The organism is Paenibacillus sp. FSL W7-1279 (genome assembly GCF_037969845.1).
In the GTDB taxonomy this organism is placed as follows: domain Bacteria; phylum Bacillota; class Bacilli; order Paenibacillales; family Paenibacillaceae; genus Paenibacillus_AQ.
This window is the reverse complement of the sequence record NZ_CP150215.1, coordinates 1,725,636-1,745,594: the sequence shown is the minus strand read 5'-3', so window position 1 is coordinate 1,745,594 and position 19,959 is coordinate 1,725,636. Positions and strand designations below refer to the sequence as shown.

20 protein-coding genes are annotated in these 19,959 nt (G+C 51.6%); 9 read left to right on the top strand and 11 right to left on the bottom strand.

The window, feature by feature from the left end; all coding sequences use genetic code 11:
* The first annotated feature begins 34 nt into the window (after positions 1–34).
* Genes MKY82_RS07345 through MKY82_RS07335 form a run of 3 tightly spaced genes read left to right on the top strand, consistent with a single transcriptional unit; the run spans position 35 to position 2,011 of the window.
* Entirely contained in the window at positions 35–421 is a 387-nt protein-coding gene (locus tag MKY82_RS07345; RefSeq protein WP_071223518.1) for a GntR family transcriptional regulator, read from the top strand.
* Positions 411–1,289: an ABC transporter ATP-binding protein gene (locus MKY82_RS07340; RefSeq protein WP_339295829.1), complete on the top strand. Its 879-nt coding sequence runs from the start codon at positions 411–413 to the stop codon at positions 1,287–1,289. Before MKY82_RS07345 ends, MKY82_RS07340 begins: the two co-directional genes overlap by 11 nt.
* Complete coding sequence (locus MKY82_RS07335) at positions 1,286–2,011, top strand: Tat pathway signal protein (RefSeq protein WP_339295828.1); 726 nt, start codon at positions 1,286–1,288, stop codon at positions 2,009–2,011. Before MKY82_RS07340 ends, MKY82_RS07335 begins: the two co-directional genes overlap by 4 nt.
* An 81-nt stretch (positions 2,012–2,092) precedes the next feature.
* On the opposite strand, the gene mmsB is transcribed toward MKY82_RS07335, so the two are convergent.
* The 7 genes from mmsB to MKY82_RS07300 form a co-directional block, all read right to left on the bottom strand.
* Positions 2,093–3,259, bottom strand: coding sequence for a multiple monosaccharide ABC transporter permease (mmsB, locus tag MKY82_RS07330; protein WP_194541387.1), 1,167 nt, complete (start codon positions 3,257–3,259; stop codon positions 2,093–2,095).
* A 1-nt stretch (position 3,260) separates the two neighbouring features.
* Positions 3,261–4,793: a multiple monosaccharide ABC transporter ATP-binding protein gene (gene mmsA / locus MKY82_RS07325; protein ID WP_339295827.1), complete on the bottom strand. Its 1,533-nt coding sequence runs from the start codon at positions 4,791–4,793 to the stop codon at positions 3,261–3,263.
* Positions 4,794–4,835: 42 nt separating this feature from the next.
* Positions 4,836–5,921 carry a multiple monosaccharide ABC transporter substrate-binding protein gene (gene chvE, locus MKY82_RS07320; RefSeq protein WP_194541385.1) on the bottom strand — a complete coding sequence of 362 codons (1,086 nt, stop codon included), beginning with the start codon at positions 5,919–5,921 and terminating at the stop codon, positions 4,836–4,838.
* Between the two features lie 292 nt (positions 5,922–6,213).
* Positions 6,214–7,431 (bottom strand): response regulator, encoded by a 1,218-nt coding sequence (locus tag MKY82_RS07315; protein ID WP_339295826.1) that lies wholly within the window; start codon positions 7,429–7,431, stop codon positions 6,214–6,216.
* Complete coding sequence (locus MKY82_RS07310) at positions 7,428–9,362, bottom strand: sensor histidine kinase (protein WP_339296647.1); 1,935 nt, start codon at positions 9,360–9,362, stop codon at positions 7,428–7,430. The genes MKY82_RS07315 and MKY82_RS07310 overlap by 4 nt, the downstream gene beginning before the upstream one ends.
* On the bottom strand, positions 9,352–10,359 hold the full coding sequence (locus tag MKY82_RS07305) for a substrate-binding domain-containing protein (protein WP_339295825.1): 1,008 nt from the start codon (positions 10,357–10,359) through the stop codon (positions 9,352–9,354). The genes MKY82_RS07310 and MKY82_RS07305 overlap by 11 nt, the downstream gene beginning before the upstream one ends.
* Positions 10,360–10,584: 225 nt before the next feature.
* Positions 10,585–11,184: a TetR/AcrR family transcriptional regulator gene (locus tag MKY82_RS07300; protein WP_194541381.1), complete on the bottom strand. Its 600-nt coding sequence runs from the start codon at positions 11,182–11,184 to the stop codon at positions 10,585–10,587.
* Positions 11,185–11,371: 187 nt separating this feature from the next.
* On the opposite strand from MKY82_RS07300, the gene MKY82_RS07295 reads away from it, so the two are divergent.
* Both MKY82_RS07295 and MKY82_RS07290 read left to right on the top strand, forming a co-directional pair.
* Positions 11,372–12,082 (top strand): futalosine hydrolase, encoded by a 711-nt coding sequence (locus MKY82_RS07295; protein WP_194541380.1) that lies wholly within the window; start codon positions 11,372–11,374, stop codon positions 12,080–12,082.
* A complete protein-coding gene (locus MKY82_RS07290; RefSeq protein ID WP_071223528.1) occupies positions 12,079–12,933 on the top strand; it encodes a 1,4-dihydroxy-6-naphthoate synthase in 855 nt (284 codons plus the stop codon). The genes MKY82_RS07295 and MKY82_RS07290 overlap by 4 nt, the downstream gene beginning before the upstream one ends.
* Before the next feature lie 146 nt (positions 12,934–13,079).
* Here MKY82_RS07290 and MKY82_RS07285 read toward each other — a convergent pair whose 3' ends face one another.
* Positions 13,080–13,595 (bottom strand): mismatch-specific DNA-glycosylase, encoded by a 516-nt coding sequence (locus MKY82_RS07285; protein ID WP_194541379.1) that lies wholly within the window; start codon positions 13,593–13,595, stop codon positions 13,080–13,082.
* 43 nt (positions 13,596–13,638) lie between these two features.
* A complete protein-coding gene (locus MKY82_RS07280; protein WP_194541378.1) occupies positions 13,639–14,142 on the bottom strand; it encodes a hypothetical protein in 504 nt (167 codons plus the stop codon).
* A 154-nt stretch (positions 14,143–14,296) separates the two neighbouring features.
* Between MKY82_RS07280 and MKY82_RS07275 the strand changes: the two genes are divergently transcribed.
* Both MKY82_RS07275 and MKY82_RS07270 read left to right on the top strand, forming a co-directional pair.
* Positions 14,297–14,815, top strand: coding sequence for a sigma-70 family RNA polymerase sigma factor (locus MKY82_RS07275; RefSeq protein WP_194545081.1), 519 nt, complete (start codon positions 14,297–14,299; stop codon positions 14,813–14,815).
* The gene (locus MKY82_RS07270) at positions 14,812–15,831 is read left to right on the top strand and encodes a DUF4871 domain-containing protein (RefSeq protein WP_339295824.1); all 1,020 of its coding nucleotides are present in this window, start codon (positions 14,812–14,814) and stop codon (positions 15,829–15,831) included. The genes MKY82_RS07275 and MKY82_RS07270 overlap by 4 nt, the downstream gene beginning before the upstream one ends.
* A gap of 232 nt (positions 15,832–16,063) precedes the next feature.
* Here MKY82_RS07270 and MKY82_RS07265 read toward each other — a convergent pair whose 3' ends face one another.
* Positions 16,064–16,939 carry a DUF6612 family protein gene (locus tag MKY82_RS07265; protein ID WP_339222389.1) on the bottom strand — a complete coding sequence of 292 codons (876 nt, stop codon included), beginning with the start codon at positions 16,937–16,939 and terminating at the stop codon, positions 16,064–16,066.
* Between the two features lie 125 nt (positions 16,940–17,064).
* Between MKY82_RS07265 and MKY82_RS07260 the strand changes: the two genes are divergently transcribed.
* Together MKY82_RS07260 and MKY82_RS07255 are read left to right on the top strand one after the other, a co-directional pair.
* Positions 17,065–17,625, top strand: a complete 561-nt coding sequence (locus tag MKY82_RS07260; RefSeq protein WP_339295823.1) for a DUF1273 domain-containing protein — start codon at positions 17,065–17,067, stop codon at positions 17,623–17,625.
* A gap of 155 nt (positions 17,626–17,780) precedes the next feature.
* Positions 17,781–18,473 carry a pseudouridine synthase gene (locus MKY82_RS07255; RefSeq protein WP_339295822.1) on the top strand — a complete coding sequence of 231 codons (693 nt, stop codon included), beginning with the start codon at positions 17,781–17,783 and terminating at the stop codon, positions 18,471–18,473.
* Positions 18,474–18,618: 145 nt separating this feature from the next.
* On the opposite strand, the gene ald is transcribed toward MKY82_RS07255, so the two are convergent.
* The gene (gene ald, locus MKY82_RS07250; RefSeq protein WP_339295821.1) at positions 18,619–19,737 is read right to left on the bottom strand and encodes an alanine dehydrogenase; all 1,119 of its coding nucleotides are present in this window, start codon (positions 19,735–19,737) and stop codon (positions 18,619–18,621) included.
* Between the last annotated feature and the right edge of the window lie 222 nt (positions 19,738–19,959).

The window sequence follows — 19,959 nt, the reverse complement described above, 5'->3', positions numbered from 1 at the left end:
TTAACAGGACATGAAGGCAAGGCGGTGATTCTTATTGAGCGGTACCGTACACCCAGATAATAAGCCCCTGTTCATCCAGATCAAGGAGAAGATCGAGGACCAGATCGTGAATGATCTACTGCTTGAAGGTGAACAGGTTCCTTCCACGACGCAGCTCTCCCAATTTTACAAAATCAATCACATCACGGTATTAAAGGGCATCAACCTGCTGGTTGATTCCGGACTCATCTATAAAAAGCGAGGTGTCGGCATGTTTGTTGCAGAGGGGGCCAAGGAAATGCTGCTCCAGACCCGAAAGAGTGCATTTGCGGAACATTATGTGGTGCCTATGGTACAGGAAGCAGACAAACTCGGCTTATCCACGGATGAGCTTTTTCAAATCATAACCCAGTTAAAAGGAAGTGACGTCCATGAATCTTGATATTCAGTTTGATCGCCTATCGGTGGTATATGGTGACCTCGAAGCCGTCCGCAATGTTTCGCTGCATCTCCCGGCCGGCAAAATTTATGGTCTCTTGGGGCGGAACGGAGCAGGCAAAACCTCGCTTCTGTCTGTTCTTGCTTCATTTCGTGAACCCTCATCGGGATCGGTTACGGTCGGCGGTGAGCAGCCGTTTGAAAATGCAAAAATCATGAAGGAGGTCTCCTTCATCTACGATATCGACTATAAAGACGAGACCGACAAGGTCAAGGCAGCGATTGAATCGGTAGCCAGACACCGGCCCCATTTCGATACCGGATATGCCCTTGAGCTTGCACGCAAATTCAATTTGCCCTTGGATAAACAGTTGAAGCAGCTTTCCAAAGGGATGCAATCCGCTTTTAACGTATGCATCGGCCTTGCCAGCCGCTCGCCGGTGACCATATTGGATGAGGTTTATCTCGGCATGGATGCGCCGTCACGCGAAATTTTTTACCGGGAGCTGCTGGAAGACCAGGAGCGCCATCCCCGTACATTCATTCTCTCCACCCACCTGGTTTCGGAGATGGATTATCTGTTCGAAGAAGTCATTATCATTCACAAAGGCCAGTTCGTGCTGCAAGACGATTATGAAAGCCTCACATCCCGAGGCGTTTCCATTACGGGCCCGGCGGCAAAGGTAGATGAATACATCCAGGGTATGAAGGTGCTGAACGTGCAGCAGCTCGGTTCTACCAAAGCCGTCATGGTCTATGGAGAATTAGGCGAGGAAGCCCAGCTGGCCGCACATCGGGCGAGACTTGAGATCGGGCCGATCTCACTCCAGGACTTGTTTATCCATCTGACGGGGGAGGAATATTCCGCATGAAAAAAACGTCATCTGCCGTAACCAGAGTTTCGACGGACATGTTTATTCAGCAAGGCAGCTGGTCCTTGGGTTTTCTATTTGTTGTGCTGCTGATCTATATTGGAGTCGGCATCGGTACCAGCATGGGTGTCAATGTTCGCGAAGGAATCGCAGAGGAGGACTTCTTCTCTATCACTTACCGTTCAACCAAAGGATTTATGCTCGTCATCGGCATCATTTCGGCCTACGGCTTTCTGAGCTATTATGTAAGAAACGGGATTACGCGCAGGGATTTCTTTAAAGGAGCCGCATTGGCGGCCGTCTATCTATCATTGGCCTTTCCCATCGTGGTGGGTCTGATCAATTGGATCATCGGGATGGTTACCTCCCATGATGCCAGCAGCACCTTGATGCAGAAGCTCGATAACAACTGGCTGCTGATACTTGTCTCCTACGGCGTCCAAATTTTTATCTACTATCTGATGGGATGGATGATTGGATCCGGATTTTACCGGTTTGGCTGGATTCGCGGCTTGGGGTGGATCGCCTTAGCCCTCGTGTTGATCGCCTTCATGGATGCATTATGGCAATTCGAGCTGGCTTCCATATGGGAACAGTGGCTGCCGGTCACGACTGAATTTTCCGTTACGCTGCCGGTCTCTCTTGCAGGCTCCCTGATCGTCATCCTGATTGCGCTTATTCTGATTCGGCTGATCACGCGAAGAGTTACGATCAAAATGTAACATGTACGCCAAAATGGCTGATTCACGGGTAGCAGCATATCTACTCCGGAATCAGCCATTTATCATTTACATCGCTTTGAATTAAGCAGCGCTGCTCTTCTTTTTATTATAAATATCGAAGGCTACCGCCGCGAGAAGAACCAGACCCTTGATGCCTTGCTGCCAGTCGATGCCAAGACCCACCAGCGACATCCCGTTATTAAGCACGCCCATGACAAGACCGCCGATGATGGCGCCAAAGACCGTACCGATCCCGCCGGTGGCCGATGCGCCGCCGATGAAACTCGCCGCGATGGCATCCAGTTCAAAGTTCGTGCCGGCTCTTGGCGTCGCCGCGTTCAAGCGGGCGGCAAAGATCAACCCGGAGATCGCTGCCATTACGCCCATATTAACGAATACCCAGAACGTGACCTTCTTGGTTTTCACGCCGGACAGCCCCGCCGCCTTCTCGTTGCCGCCGAGCGCATAAATATGACGGCCCATCACGGTTTTGTTCATCACGAAGGAATAGATGATGATCAGCACCAACAGCAGAATCAGAATGTTCGGGAGGCCGGCATAACTGGCCAGCATGAACGTAAAGGCATTGATCACCGCTGCAATTAGGATAAGCTTCAAGAGGAACAAGCCGTTTGGCAGAACTTCGAAGTTGTATTTTTTATGCGATTTTCGCTCGCGAAGCTCATTGATCAGGAAAATAACCGTAAAGACGATGCCCGCCAGAATGGCGATCAGATTGGTGCCGGTATTGCCGAAGTCCGGGATAAAGCCGGAGCTCAGCTTCTGGAAGCCTCCCGGAAACGGCGCAATGGATTGGCCCTCCAGCACGATCATGGTTAGACCGCGGAACAAGAGCATGCCCGCCAGGGTTACGATAAAAGCCGGTATTTTCACATAAGCCACCCAGAATCCCTGCCAAGCTCCGATCAGACCGCCGACGATCAAGGATACGATGACGGCAATGACGGGATGCAGCTGCATATCGACCATCATGATCGCTGCAACCGCACCGACGAACGCGGCTACCGAACCGACCGACAAATCGATATGACCCGTAATAATGACAAGCACCATGCCGATGGCTAATACGAGGATGTAGCTGTTCTGGAGAATCAGGTTCGTGATGTTGATCGGCTCCAGCAGAAGTCCGCCCGTAATGATCTGGAAAAATATCATAATGACAACAAGGGCGATAATCATCCCGTATTGGCGGATGTTGTTTTTGAACATTTTTTTGAGTGTCTCCATCTTAAGCCCCTCCATTCTTGGTCATGTATCTCATCAAGGTTTCCTGCGAAGCCTGCTCTCTGCTAACTTCTCCGGTCAGCCGTCCCGCGCTCATGACATAAATCCGGTCGCAGATCCCTATAATCTCCGGCAGCTCCGAGGAAATGACAAGCACGCCCTTGCCCTCATCCGCCAGCTGGTTAATGATCGCGTAAATCTCGTATTTGGCCCCAACGTCAATCCCCCGCGTCGGCTCATCCAGGATAAGAATGTCCGGCTCGGCATATATCCATTTACTCAAGACAACCTTCTGCTGGTTCCCCCCGCTGAGGTTTCCCGTCTTCTGGAGAATGTTCGGCGTTTTGATTTTCAGCTTCTTCCGCATATCCTCCGCCACGAGGATTTCTTCCCGTTCATCAATGACCATGTTCTTTGCCAGCTTGGACAGTCCGGTCAGCGAGATGTTACGTTTGATATCGTCCATGAGAATCAACCCGTATTCCTTGCGGTCCTCGGTCACGTAAGCAAAGCCGTTTTCAATCGCCTCGGTAATAGATTGATTCCGGATTTCCTTCCCGTCTTTGCGCAATGTTCCTGTAATATTCCTGCCGTATGCCTTACCGAAAATACTCATCGCAAGCTCGGTCCGGCCGGAACCCATCAGCCCGGCAATGCCCACGATTTCCCCCCGGCGGATATTCATATTAACTTTATCAATTACTTTGCGGCTTGCTTGCTGCTCGTGATACACCGTCCAATCCTTAATCTCCAGAATGACTTCCCCGATTTTTGGTGTCCGCTCCGGATAGCGGTTCGTCAAATCCCGGCCGACCATGCCGCGGATGATCCGGTCCTCGTTCACCTCGCCGCCTCTCATATCGAGCGTTTCGATGGTCTGACCATCGCGCAGAATCGTAATGGAGTCCGATACCTTTGACACCTCGTTCAATTTATGGGAGATCAGGATGCAGGAGATTCCCTGCTTCTTGAATTCCAGCATCAGCTCAAGCAGGTTCTCGCTGTCGTCCTCGTTGAGCGCTGCCGTCGGTTCGTCCAGAATAAGCAGCTTCACCTTCTTCGATAAGGCCTTCGCGATTTCGACCAGCTGCTGCTTGCCGACGCCAATGCTGCCGACCTGCGTGTTTGGGTTTTCGCTGAGTCCCACCTTATCCAGCAGCTCTTTAGCTCCGATCATCGTCTCGTTCCAGTTCATAATGCCCTTCTCTGCGCGCTCGTTCCCCAAGTAAATGTTCTCGGCAATCGACAGATACGGGATCAACGCAAGCTCCTGATGGATGATGACGATGCCCAGGACTTCACTTTGCTTAATATCTTTAAATTGGCAGACGCTGCCTTTGAACAAAATATCTCCCTCATACGAGCCGTGTGGATACACGCCGCTCAGCACTTTCATCAGCGTGGATTTGCCCGCTCCGTTCTCCCCGCACAGGGAGTGGATTTCGCCTTCGCGAACTTTCAGGTTCACGTTATCCAGCGCCTTCACCCCGGGAAACGCTTTCGTAATATTCCGCATTTCAAGAATGTACTCTGACATCTGGCTTCACCTTCCTATCGTTTCGTGTTCGCTGCCTAAAGGCTATTTCAATCCGATTTCTTCCTTGGAATAATAGCCCGTCTCCACAACCTCTTTCTCCACGTTGGAAGCATCAACGGATACGGGCGGGAGCAGATAGGCTGGCACGACCTTGATGCCGTTATCGTACGATTCCGTATCGTTGACCTCGGCCTCTTCTCCCTTCAGCACGCTCTCCGCCATCTTGACCGCTTGTTCGGCGAGCTGGCGCGTGTCCTTGAACACCGTCTGCGTTTGCTCTCCGGCCACGATCGATTTAATGGAAGCTAGCTCCGCATCCTGACCCGTGATGATCGGCAGCGGCTTGGCCGCCGTCCCGTAGCCTACGCCCTTGAGCGAAGAGATAATGCCGATGCTGATCCCGTCGTAGGGCGACAGCACCGCATCCAAATTTTCGCTCGAATAGTTGGCACTGATCAGGTTATCCATCCGCGACTGGGCCAAAGCCCCATCCCAGCGCAGGGTCGCAATCTGGGCCATCGTAGTCTGCTTGCTCCGAACCACAAGCTTGCCTGAATCCATGTAAGGCTTCAGCACGGACATCGCGCCGTCATAGAAGAAGTAAGCATTGTTATCGTCCGGCGATCCGCCGAACAGCTCGATATTGAACGGCCCCTTCCCTTCCTTCAGGCCAAGCTTCTCTTCAATATAAGATGCTTGCTGAACACCGACCTGGAAATTGTCGAAGGTGGCATAATAACTTAAATGCTCGGTATTTCGAATTAACCGGTCATAAGCGATAACCTTAATTCCCTGATCATGAGCCTTCTTGATCACGTCTGTCAGCGTATTGCCGTCAATGGAAGCAATGACGATGACGTCGACCCCTTTCGTAATCATGTTCTCGATTTGGGAAATCTGGTTTTCAATCACGTCCTCGGCGAATTGAAGATCGGTTTTATATCCCTTTTCCTGAAACAGCCGCTCCATGTTCTTTCCGTCAGCCACCCAGCGTTCGGATGATTTCGTTGGCATCGCAAGGCCGACGTATCCCTTCTCAGCATCGCCGGTTTGGCTTTCGGCGAGGTTGCAGGCCGTCAGGGCCAAGAGCAGCACCGCGATCAGCAATCCTGGCAATCCTCTCTTCATCGGTAGTTCCCCTTTCCGAAAAATGGAATCGAGAGCGCTTACAACCGAAGGTTCGAAAAGCCTCTCTGTACTACAAAGGATACCTCCCAACGGGTGGAGGGGTCTTTCCACGAAAACAACCTTTTTTATAATTTTCATACTTTTGTTGTTTGGAATTCGCGCGAGTGTGTACATGGCTGCTTAACGTCCCGGCTCCGTACACAGCATGTCTCAAGCGGTTGCCTGCATAAAAAAAGCCTCTGTTTAGTTGGTTATCCCAACAAAACAGAGGCTATCGCCTTAACTCAACCGCTTATTCTTCCTGAACCGTCGCCCCTTTGCGGTACCGGTTCGGCGATACCCCCATCACCTTCTTAAAAGCCGTGCTGAAATAATGCTGGCTGTCATACCCGACCCGCTCCGCGATGTCCAGGATGCTAAGCTCGGTGGAGTTGAGCAGCTGGATTGCTTTCTGAATCCTCGTCTGGGTCATGAGCGTGATAAAAGACGTGCCCAGTTCTTTCTTTAGCGTCCGGCTCAGATAGACGGGCGAAACCTGCAAGGCATGGGCAAAGGATTCCAGCGTCAGCTCCCGAACGGCATACTGCTCCTGAATGAGCTGGCGAGCCCGCCGTACCAGCGGAGAGAGCTGCGCCTCCTTGAACACCCCTTCCCGGCAAGCCTCATAGGCGGCTGCAACCGCGCCGTCCGCTTCTTCCGAAACAGGCTCCAGATGTACATTCACAGCCAGCTTTAAGTACTTGTGGATCAGCTGCTCGGCATCGGCCGCAATGTTCGAATCCGCTACTCCCCAGCAGCAGATGCCGATCCATCCGGTGTGATCCCGGAACAAAACGCAGGGCGCGGGATGAAACAGTTCAGCGATTATATTTTCCATCGCGAACAGATACAGCTGCCGGTCGCTTTCTTTCATCAAAGGCTGCGGAGCCGTCATCTCCGTCCATCTGGCGATGCCGATCCGGGATGGACGGCAAGGCGGCAGTCCCAGGAATTCCAGCTGCTCGAGCGCCTCCTCCTCATCCAGCAGGCCATGTATCCATTCGAGGCAGAACCGTTCCCGCAGCAGCGGAATGTTCTTCTCGATTTGCTCGGACGCCTTCTTAAGATAGTTCTCCTGGATTTGATGGTCGTTCAGCTCATCCCGAACGCTGCCCAGCACCTGGATCAGGTGATCCGCATTCACCGGCTTCAATATATAATCCTTAACCCCGAGCCGGATCGCTTCCTGCGCATAAGCAAATTCGTCATGGCCAGTAATAATGACGAACCGGCATTCGGGACGTTCTTCCTTCATCCGCTTCATAAGCCCGATGCCGTCCAGGAACGGCATATTCATATCGACCAGCATAATGTCAATCGGTTGGTTGAGCGCAAGCTCCAGCGCCTCTTCGCCATCCTCCGCTTCGGCAGCCACCTCCATGCCGAGTCCCTCCCAGTCGACCGCATCCCGAATGCCTTCGCGGATAATCGGCTCATCGTCGGCAATCAAGACTTGATACGCTTTCTTCATAACCTGTCTCTCCCATCATGATCGGAGGACGAAGGAACGGCATGCACCAGCGGGTGCGTAATCACTACCGTGGTTCCCTCGTTCTCTGTACTGTCAATCGTGATTCCGTACTCATCGCCGAACGTTAGCTTGATACGTGCCTGCACATTCAGCATGCCGTAGCTTCGGCTTCCGTCCAGCCCTTCTCCCGGCGTCGCCTCCATGGCCGTTACCGGGTCGGCAAGCTGTTTGCGAAGCGCCTCCAGCCGATCAGAAGACATGCCGGCCCCATTATCCTGGACGCTAAGGAGAAGAACGTCTCCGTTCACCTCGGCTTTGATGACAATTCGCCCAGGCCCTCTACGGGCCTTAATGCCGTGGTATATCGCGTTTTCCACGATCGGCTGCAGTAAGAGCTTCAGCACGTACAATTTCTCAGCCTCTGGCGAAAGCTCCATCTCAACCTGCAGCCTGTCGCGGTAACGCGTTTTCTGTATTTGCAGGTAACTGCTGATATGCGTCCATTCGTCGGACATGGGAATGATATCATCCCCTTTGCTGAGCCCGATCCGAAACAGCCGCGACAAGGATTCCACCAGATTCGATACATCGTCCGCCCCTTTCTTGCGGGCCATCCAATGAATCGTATCCAGTGTGTTGTACAGAAAATGCGGCTTAATGTGAGCCTGCAGGCTGCGCAGCTCCGCTTCGCGCTTCTGCTTTTCCCGCAGCTCGCTCAGCTTCATCAGCTTTCGAATCTGCAGAAGCATGCGGTTAAAGCTGCGGCCGAGCATACCCACCTCATCCTGCCGGTTTCCCCAGTAACGGGTCGTCAAATCCCCGGATTCGGCTTTTTGCATGAAGGACATGAGCTGCCAGATCGGTCTGGATATCGACTGTGAAAGCGTATAGGATGCCGCAACCCCAAACAAACACACCACAAACAAGAAACAAATCATATAAAAACGAATCTCCCGGACCTCATACACCGATTCGCTGGTTGGAAATACGCCGATCGTCCGCCAGCCGGTAAATGAGGAGGTGCCGTATATCAATTGCAGACGCTCCCCGTTCACCTCGCGGATCAAGGCGCCGCTGTCCTCTTCCGGAAACCACGAGGGGGGAATGGACGGAATGATGGAATCCTCCGGAGCATAGATGCTGGAGCCGCCGGCCTCTGCCACCATCAAATATCCGCTTTTTCCAAGCGTGACATCCCGGACCGCTCTCGCGACTGCCCGCAGCTTCAAATCGATCAATACCGCACCGGTTACTTCCCTCGTATCCGGATCCACAATCGAGCGAACGACCGATACCAGCTCCTCGTTGCCGTAATGAACATGGGTGGTGACATTACGCTCTGCCGGATGGCCAAGCACGGTAAAAATCCCTTCATTTAAAACAGCCTCGCGGTACCATTCTTCCTCCGTCAAACTTGCCGGACTGCGTGCGTACATTTCGTTACTGATATACTCTCCCTCGCGATTGACCAGAAGAATAGAGGCGATTTCCGGGTACAGCGTCGTGAAGCCTTGAAGGTACCGCTTAATCTCATAATTCTCCGTATTGTCCTGCTTGACCGAGGCGGTTCGCGGGCCGGAATCACCCGTATCTTCGGTTCCAACGGCTGGCTTGTCCCCTTGAATTTCCCCATTCAGAAATCGTTCCGTGCGCGGGTCAAATCCGATCAAATACGTAATGTTCTGGAGATTCTCCATATCATTGTCCAGGGTCTGATTGACCTTTCCGATCAATTGAATGGTGTTCGAGGTTACCTGCTGATCCACAATGCGGTTAACCGTCCAATTGACGAGGACACTCAGCGCGATTGAGGGCAGGATGCCAACCATGAGGAACAAAATGACGAGCTTGTATCTCAGCGGCAAATCCCCGAACCGCAGCCACCGCGACATGCCTTCGCGCCAGGATTCCGCTCTGTTTCTATTTTGCATAATAATCATTCACATTCTCTCGGGTCACAATGGAAATCCCGGTGTCCACCCTTGTCGGAAGCGGAGATACGTCATTGCCGAGCGTCGGGGCCGGTACGGTAAGACCATGATGCAGATGAAACAAATACTGCAAGGACCAATAGCCCATATTCCACGTCCCCTGGGCGATCGTTGCCGCGATGGTTCCATCGGAAATCCGGTCCAGCGTTCCTTTATTCGTATCGAATCCGATGATGGTAATTCGGTTTGCTTTATCCGCGCCGATCACGGCATCTGCCACGCCCATTCCGCCGATGGCCTCCGTTACGAAGATCCCTTTGAGATCCGGGTGCTTATCCAGCATGTCGGCAGCAGCCTCTTTGGCAACGAGGGTATCCCCTTTGCCTTCCCTGATCTCCACCACGGACATGCCGGGATATCGCTGCTCTAAAGTGTCCCTGAAGCCTTCGGAACGGTCATCATGATTCTGCTGCCCGGGCTGGGTAACAATCCCGATCTCCCCTTCCCGGCCGAGAAGCTGCGCCATTTTGTCCGCGGCCGCAACGCCAGCGTTGTAATTGTTGGTTGCCAGGAACGAATAGGCCTTACTGTCAGGCGCATCCGCATCGAACAGCACGACGGGGATCCCGGCATCCACGGCTTTATTAATTGTCGACGTCAGCGCTTTGGAATCGATGGCCGACAGGGCGATACCGGCAGGCTTTTTGGCAATCACTTGTTCCAGAACAGTGATCTGTTCCTCCACGTCGTATTGTGTAGAGCCGCGATAATCGACAGTTACGCCTAGCGCATCCCCTCCATCCTCGAAGCCCTTCAGAATATTTTTCCAGTATTCCATACCGGATTGAAAAGTCACCATAACATAATTCTCACCCATGCTGCCGTGCAGGCCGCCCTCCTCCCAAGCGGAAGAACGCTTGTCCTCCAGCCTGTACATGAAGACATAGGTGAAAAAAGCCAATAGAAGCGCACCGTACACCAGCATCATCTTCTTCATGAATAAGTCCCCCGATCCTTGATCCTTCGTTCGCCATCTTCAGTTGCAATCGGTTACATAACGTATAATGAATATACTGCAATTCTTTGAAAAAGATCAAACCCTTGCTAAAATTTGGCTATGGCCGGCAGCAAAAAACAGACCGTCCACAGTTAAACCTAACCATGTTGCAGCCTGTTTCTGATATGTTAATTATCTTATTTTTGTACATTGAATTTCATTGCCTTATGTAGCCCGCTTAGCTGGATAAATGCTGATACCGTGCATAAATAAACTCACCACGTGACGCGCAAGATCCTCAGGAGTCCGCTTGCCTGTCAGAAGCTGCTGCGAGGTCAGTCTTTCAATGACACCGACCAAGCACTCCGCAACGATATGCATATCGGATTCACCGTCAAAATACCCGTCCCGCTGCTCAGCTTTCAGATTTTGCTCAATCATGGCTGCCATTTCCGACTTTACGATCACCGCGTCATCCCCAATAAAAAAACCGATTTGCGTCAGATCCGGGTCTTTGCCAAGAAAGGCGAACAACCCTGTCAGTACGCTCTGCAAACGGCCGGTCACATGATTCTCATCGATTCCACTTTCCAATCTGCTGCCCTCGAGCAGGATCTTGAGCTCAGCTCGAAATTTCTCCACCAGCTCCTTGAACACGGCTTCTTTGCTCTCAAAATACAAATAGAATGACGGCTGCGTCAATCCAGCCCGAGAAACGATGGTGCTGATCTTGGTCTGATGGTATCCTGACTTTGCAAATTCATTAGCAGCGACAATCAGTAGTCTAGCCCGGCTTTCTTGTCCGTTCGCACCCTTCTTACGCAAAGCTATCCAACCTCCGAATCTACTCATGATGTATGTAAGTTACCGTCCATTATACTCTATATCGGAAAGTTGCTGCTACAGATAAAGTCCAGTCTTAACATGCACGAGACTTTACATCGCCACAAGAACGTTATAACGTAAAAGGATAACGATGTTTATCGTTACAGCTAAGAAGGAGATAAATAACATGCAGAAACATACCCCATCCAACTCGGTGGATATAACCGAGTCACATAACTCGCAAGACCCGTCATCCACACGCGTACTTATTGTCACGGCGGTCGATGCTGAAAAAGAAGCCGTGCAGCGCGGGCTTAACCATGCTCACGGATTTGATGTCATCGCGGGTGGAGTCGGCCCAGCGGCAACCGCTGCTGCGACTGCCCGCAAGTTGGTTCAAGGCACCTATGATTGGGTTATCAGCGCAGGTATCGCTGGAGGATTTGCCGGTCAGGCTGAGGTTAGTTCCATCGTTATTGCGGACACCATCATTGCCGCTGATCTCGGTTCCGAAACTGAAGACGGCTTCAGCAGCGTCCAGGAGCTCGGCTTCGGAACGGATCGGGTGCAGGCACATCCGGATTCCGCCCGCAAACTCGCGGAGGCCTTACAACATGCTGGCGTTCCCGTAACCCTCGGGCCCGTTCTGACGGTCTCCACTACGACGGGAACAGCCGCAACGGCCGCACGTCTCCTCCACCGGGTACCGGACGCCGCAGCCGAGGCGATGGAGGGCTTCGGCGTGGCCACCGCTGCCGCTGCAGTCGGTGTGCCCGTGCTCGAAATCCGGTCCATTTCCAATCAGGTCGGTCCGCGGGACCGCAGTGCATGGAAGATCAAGGAGGCGCTGCAGGCGCTTGAGACCGCAAGTTCATTACTACCGGAGGTGTTACGATGAAAATCGCTTTTTCCCCTTGCCCCAACGACACATTTGTATTTCATGCCTGGGTTCACGGACGGATTCCAGGCGCCCCCAAGCTGGATGTATCCTATGCGGATATCGATATCACCAATCACTGGGCAGCCGAAGATCGAGAACATGATATCTTAAAAATATCCTATGCCGCGCTCCCCTGGGTGCTGGATGAATATGCCCTTCTGCCCTGCGGAGGAGCACTTGGCCGCGGATGCGGGCCGCTCGTTCTGACAGCGGACAAGCTGACGGATGGTAAAACCCCTGACAGCCCTGCGGATTTGTCCGGCCGGCGGGTAGCCGTTCCAAGCGAGCGCTCCACGGCTTATCTGTTGTTCCGTCTGTGGGCCGCACAGAACGTACCCGGAGGGCTTGGCGAAATCGTGGTGATGCCGTTCGATCAGATTATGCCGGCTGTCCGGGATGGAGCGATTGATGCCGGGCTTGTCATTCACGAAGCACGGTTCACCTACTCGTCTTATGGATTGAAGATGATGACGGATCTGGGCAGCTGGTGGGAGTCCGATACCAATCTGCCTATTCCTCTGGGAGCCATTGTGGCCCGCAGGTCGCTGGATCTGGCAAGCATCTCGAACTGGATCCGCTCCTCTGTCGAATACGCCTGGCAACATCCCGAGGACTCTCGGGCCTATGTCCTCCATCACGCTCAGGAAATGGACCCGGATGTCGCCGATGCTCACATCGACCTGTACGTCAATCCATTTACCGCGGAGCTGGGCGAGGATGGTTATGCCGCGATTTCAGCCCTGCTGAACCGCGCAGCCGATGAAGGGCTTGTGCCAAGGATTGATCCTGCGCTGCTGAAGCGTCCGTAATATGGCAGCCTAAACGCCTTCACTTCACTGAAAGCTTATATTTTCTATATCCATAAGAGGAGCACCAAGAACCCGGCAACCGGGTCTCCTGGACGCTCCTCTTTTTCATTGTCCACCCATGAATGGTTCTTGTCGTACACTCCTGTTCAGTACTCATTCCTCGATATAAAATCATGCAATCGCCGATAAATTCCGATAATCTCATCCATGGGCATTCTCACCAGTCCGCTGGAAGAAGGAGCTACAAACTCACGCACGCCGTCAATGACGGAGTCCGGCTGAATTCCCCAATCCGCCTTGGCTTTGCCGCTAAATTCGGTATACACGCCCTTGCCGACAAAGCAGGCAACCTCCGGTCTGTACTTGGCCAGCTTCTCGCGCAGCGTCTCTCTACCGAGCCTGTACTCTTCGCGGGTTATGTCTTCGGCCCCCCTTGTGGGCCTGGCTACAATATTGGTAAATCCGTACCCTAGCTTAAGCAATTCCCCATCCTCAGCGGCTTCATATAAGCGCGGGGTCAAACCGGATTTATGCAGAATCCTCCAAAAATTGTTGCGAGGGTTCGCATAATGATGACCGACCTCCCCGGATCGCAAACTCGGATTAAAACCGATAAATACAAGAGTCAATCCATAATCCAGATGATCGCTGACTTCATCCATTTTGCTTCCTCCTCTCATCATCTAAATCTGGGTTCCCTTGAGCTTAATGAGAGCTCGATGCGGCAGCGCTGTTGTTGCGTTTGCGTATCTGGTGAATGCCCATCACGACGGCAACAAGCTCCCAGTCACCAAGAACGTCGCTCTCATTCTGAAGCTGATAGGCTCCGGCTTGAAGCCAGCCGCTAATGCGGGAAAAAGAGGCGATGCCCCCTCCGGCATCATCCGTTATTTCATACTCATTGGAAAAAGCAGGCGAAGTGATCTCGTATACGCCCCGCGATCCCGCATCGTATTCGAATTTTTTCGTAAAAAAACTCATCCGCATGCGCAGCAGGCCCAGTTCTTCCCCATTGCCGCCAGTAATATTCCATTTGTTCGAGAAGAATCGAAACGACCCGCTGCATACCGGATCTCCCGAAGCGTTATATACGTCCAGCGAGGAGCCGAAAGCGCTCTTCAAATCCAGACTTCCTATGACACTGCCTTCCCTATCCATAATATCTGTTATACCCGAGCTAAAAAAGTTATCCTTAAAATATAAATGCATAGGACTTCTCCCCTTCCTCGATTCCTGCATACCTGTTATTCATACAACGATTTGCAGATTAAATTGTTTCAATTTTTTTGCGGGAAATTCGGGAACCGATCCGTCATTTGATTGTCTAATAGTCGAGGTGATGTTATTGGAGTACCTTAAATCGATGGTAGCCGTGAATGATGCGAGCACCGTGCTGAGTGACTGGATGGAGTCCTTCGGCCAGGACGTATGGAACTATGCATTCTTCCTAACGAAACGCAAAGATGCGGCTGACGATATCAGTCAGGACGTGTTTTTGAGAGCATTTAAGCACTGGAATGATTTTCAGGGCCGAAGCTCTGTCAAAACATGGCTGTTAACCATCACCCGCAATCTTTCCCTGAACTATCTCAAGTCTTCCTATATGACAAGGGTATCATTAACCGGCTGGATCACTTCCAAGCAGACCAAACCCTCCGCTGAAAAAGAGTTTATGGATGCCGCTGCCGTCTCGCAGATTTGGAAGTACGTGTTGGAGCTGCCGCCCAAATACCGGGAGGTGCTGATTCTTGAATCCCATTACCAGCTGCCGCGAAAAGAAATAGCGGAACTGCTCGGCATATCCGAAGGAACAATCAAATCCAGACTGCACCGGGCTCGAGCCCGAATGGAAATGATGTTGAAAGGAGAGGATGTCCAGTGAAGACCGAACAAGAGCTGCAGCCCGATTGGATTCAGGAACTCGCTTCTTCTCCATTTAACGAGCCGATGTTCACCGAAGAGATGAGATCCAGTGTATTAAACAACGCTGCTAATGGCTCTGTAAGAATGGGCAGAAAAAAACGGAGGTCTCCAACACGTCTGCGTATTATGACCGCAAGTGTGTTCATGCTTCTTCTAATCGTGGCGGCATGGGGATGGCGTGAATCACCCGTGATTCAACAGCTGATCCCGATCAAGGGTTGGGGGAATGCTGCCGATTGGGCTCCCCGCAGCGTGTACACGGAGGATGGCGTAGATAAACTTCAGGCATTTCCGGGCGGGGATAATGTCGCGGGCTCTCCAGCCGGTGCCTGGTGGAATCTTCTAACCCCCATTCAAGATCTTGAAGGGAAAACGATCCGCATATCCGCCGTACACCGGGATACGGGCATTACCCTTGAAGAGCTAGCTGAGACGAAGATTACTTCCGATATGGCATACAATGACTTTACGCGAGTATCTTCCCGTTTTGCCCTGCCGCTCTCCGGTTTATGGCGTTTCGACGTAATGGTGGATCAGGAGAAGTACGGCGATATCGTGGTCGATGTGCCGGACAGCAGCTGGGAGCCGAGTCCGAGTTTCGTTTCGGCTGCTTCTGAAGACCCGGTGGAGGCGATGCTTTCCTCAAAATATCCTCCCACTGAAATGACAGGCATCGAAGGGCGTCTCGGCTTTATTGATCCGGGCTTTATAGCTGGTCAGCCCAATAAATACATGTGGCATTTCTGGGGGCGAGACGAGGAATTGAAGGGGGATCTGCTCATCGCCGCCGTGAAAAAAGACACGACCGAGATCATTGATGTATTTAAAACTCGTATCAGTCCTTATCCTCATAACGGCGCCGATGCAGCAATACCTACCTCCATGTCGCTGCCTTCGCCAGGACTATGGCGCATTATGGTCTCCATTAACGGTCAGCTGTTCGACAGCGTCATTGTGGAGGTCGATAAGCCTTAAATAGCGATGTCCCAAATTATATGAGCTACTTATGATCATGAATTCAAACACGACTCATGTCACTCCTCGTTCTCTATTTGAGGCAGACGCTGCCTTGACCAAACCCTTGAAATGAGACCTTTAGATAAAAACAAGGCTGCCCCGGTCTGTAGGCATCTACAGAATCGGGGCAGCCTTTTCATGAGGAATATCATAAATTTCTTATTCCTTTTATTTCATCAGCCGAACAACATTATTCCGCGTTCAATGCTTCCTTCGGCACTTCGATCTTACTGATTTCGTTATGCTTCGAGTAGGTGCTCTTCATTTTCATATCCAAGGATACCTTCTGACCTTCGGCTTCCATTGCCATCACCATGTCCAAATCGGTTGTTGCAGGCAGGTAAGATTCCTTCTGTACGCCATAAATAATATGGATGCTCTTGATATCCATTTGATCCATCATGGCTTCCATCTGCGGATCGTTGCCCGCTTGGCTCATCATGGACTTGGCAAGCTCCTTCAGATTGTCGCCGGAGACATCCGCCGTCAGGACGTATGTGTCTCCATCCTCCGTTACTTTGAAGTCCTTAGCAAGGGTCTTGAACTGCTCTACCTGCTGCTCCGGACTCGCACTGCTTGGATCCAGGCTATCGCGGATCTCCTGCTCCGATTCCTTCGGAACCTGCATCCATTGACCATCCATGAGCATGTAAATACCGTCTTCCGTTATATACTGCTTCATCTCGACCTTGCCTTCCGGAGAATCCATCACGACGTTCTGCATCATCTCCACCGGCTCGAGCGTAAGTTCCGAGTCAAGCGACATATTAACATCCTGCTCCTGCTTCTCTTCGCCTTCAACCACGATATGCTGTTTAACATCGGCTTTCATCGCAAAGCTCTTCAAATTCTGGGAAGCTTCGGCCGATTTCTGGAGAAGCTCGTCAGCAGTCGGAAGAGCATCCTCCTTCGGTTCTTCTTTAGCTGGCGTCTCTGTCGAAGGAGTCGTCCCTTGTTCTGTTGCTGGCGGTGTTGCGGCGTCGTCTGCTGCTTTGTTGTCCTTGCCGCATGCCGTCATACTCATAACCAAAATTGCCCCTAGTAATGCTGCTGTCCACTTCTTCAATCGAATGTCCTCCTAAAATATGTATTCCGAGTTACTTCCCCATTCTATACGATTTGTAACATCGATTGATCAAAATTTCCGAAAAAGGTACACTAGACCTATTCTTTGTCAGGGAGCGTGCTCGATTGGAAAACATTCTGATTACCGGATATCGGGCCCACGAGCTCGGTATTTACAATAACAAACACCAAGGCATACCTTTTATACGTAAGGCGATTGCCAATCGCCTGGTTCCACTGCTTGAGGAAGGCCTCCGGTGGGTCATCACGCCAGGACAATATGGCGTGGACCTATGGGCCATCGAAGCGGCTATCGAACTAAAGTCCCAATACCCCAACCTGAAATGCTCCATTCTGACGGCCTACCAGAATCCCGAGGAGCAATGGAACGACGATAAAAAAGCTTATTTTCAGGAAGTGATGAAGGGGGTAGACTTCTATGCACCCGTCAGCAAGGGCCCTTATCAGGGGCCGTGGCAGTTTACGGCCAGGGATGATCTGCTTCTCCGCAAGACCGATGGTATTCTGCTCGTGTATGACGAAGATAACGGCGAAGCCAGCCCCAAGTTCATCAAAGAGCGTGCCCTGAAGAAGCAGGCAGCCGACGGCTACCGCTTTATCAGCATCGGATCGGAGGAGATACAGGCTGTTGCAGACGAAGAGAGCATGTCGCAGGATTTTTACTAGGCTCGATATTCCCCGGTTACCACTTCGATCCGCCAGAGGAGCTGTTATGTTCCCAACTGGATCGCTCGAGGAATTCCGGCTGGCGATCCCCCCGGCTAGATCAAAGCTAACTAAAATGAACCTGTGGCAATATGACACATGAGAAGCGGTGGAGCATGCGAATTAACAAATACATAAGCGAAACGGGATATTGCTCGCGCAGAGAAACCAACCGATTGATTGCAGCCGGACGCATTACAATCAATGGCAAGGTGTGTGAAAAAGGGGCGGACGTTGAGCTGCACGATATCGTGTTGATAGATGGAAAGGAAATTCCTTATAAAGATAGCGAAGCGGTTTACCTGGCTCTCAATAAACCCATCGGTATTGTCTGTACGGCAACTGAGCATGTGGCGGGAAACATTATCCAATTTATTGACTATCCATCGCGCATTTTTGCCATCGGGAGGTTGGATAAAGCCTCTGAGGGGTTGATTTTACTCACGAACGACGGAGATATTGTGAACAAAATGATGCGTTCGGAGCATAATCATGAGAAAGAATATGTGGTGACCGTGGACAAACCCGTTACGGACGAATTTATGCAAGCGATGTCTCAAGGCGTTGAAATCCTGGACGTCATAACCAAACCATGCAAGGTTTACAGGCAAAGCGAAGATGTATTTCGTATTATATTGACGCAGGGCCTTAATCTGCAAATCCGCAGAATGTGTAAAGCCTTGGGGTACAGAGTCCTGAAGCTGGAGCGTGTTCGGATTATGAATATTACACTGGATCAGCTCGAACGGGGGGAGTGGAGGCATTTGAAGGAAACGGAACTGCATCAGCTCCTGTTCATGTTGAACTAGGCGAAGGCGTCTAACCAACATAACAAGCCATTTTTCAGCTTTGCCCACGGCGGCCGAGCGAAAGCACCGCTAAGGTTTACGTCAAACCTTGGTATCGTGTCAAGTATATGAAAAATGGCTCTGCATGCTGTAAAACTTGTTATCGCTATGCCAGCAAATAATCGTCAATGCTGGTATACACATAACCATGAGCCGCCGCAACCGCTTCATAGGTTACCTTGCCGTCGATGACATTGATGCCCTTGGCAAGCGCTTTATCATGACGAGCGGCAGACCGGAGCCCTTTACTTGCTATTCTCAACCCATACGGTGCCGTTACATTGGTCAGTGCCATGGTGGAGGTTCTGGCTACGGCGCCCGGCATGTTGGCTACCGCATAATGAATAACGCCATGCTTTTCATAAGTCGGATTATCATGCGTGGTGATCCGGTCGATCGTCTCGATCGAGCCTCCTTGGTCAATTGCCACATCCACGATGACCGATCCCGGGCTCATCTCTTTTACCATCTCTTCCGTTACGAGGCGAGGAGCCCTTGCACCGGGGATCAATACCGCACCCACGACAAGGTCGGCGGCCTTCACCGATTCCGCAATATGATACGGATCGGACATAATCGTTTTGACCCGCCCTTGGAAAAGATCATCCAGTTGACGAAGTCGGCCGGGATTAATATCGAGGATGCTGACGTCCGCACCGAGTCCCAGCGCAATTCTTGCCGCATTGGTGCCAACGATGCCGCCACCGATAACGGTAACCTTACCCGGTGCGACCCCAGGTACGCCGCTTAGAAGGACACCCTTGCCGCCATGTGCTTTTTCCAGGAAATGCGCCCCGATTTGGATGGACATTCTTCCTGCCACCTCACTCATCGGTGTCAGAAGCGGCAAGCTGCCATCCGTTAATTGTATCGTTTCATAAGCAACGGCACTCACCTTACGGTCGACCAGTGCTTTGGTCAGTTCCGGCTCGGGGGCCAAGTGCAGATACGTATATAGGATCATATCCTCTTGAAAGTATTCATACTCCTCTTGCAGGGGTTCCTTCACCTTTACAACCATCTCGGCTTTCCACGCTTCGGCAGCCGAAGCAACCACCTTGGCTCCAGCCGCTCTGTAAGCTTCATCCGTAAATCCGATCCCAAGGCCTGCCCCGGATTGAACAAGCACTTCGTGCCCGGCATTCCTGAAACTGACGACCGTACCCGGCGTCATGCCTACACGGCTCTCGTTATTTTTGATTTCTTTGGGAACCCCAATGATCATCCCCATGCCTCCTTAATGGTGAGCTTTGCCTATCTAATTGAATTGTAACCATTTTTACCCAAACTGTGTACCTGTCTAAGGTATGGGATTGTCCATCCGAATTTATATCTATGTATCCGTAGTATATGCAGGTGAAAGATGAACTGCATGCAGAAAAAAAACACTTCTGGCAGAGGAATTATAACGGATTTTTGTCCGTTATATCATCCTCGCCCAAGTGTT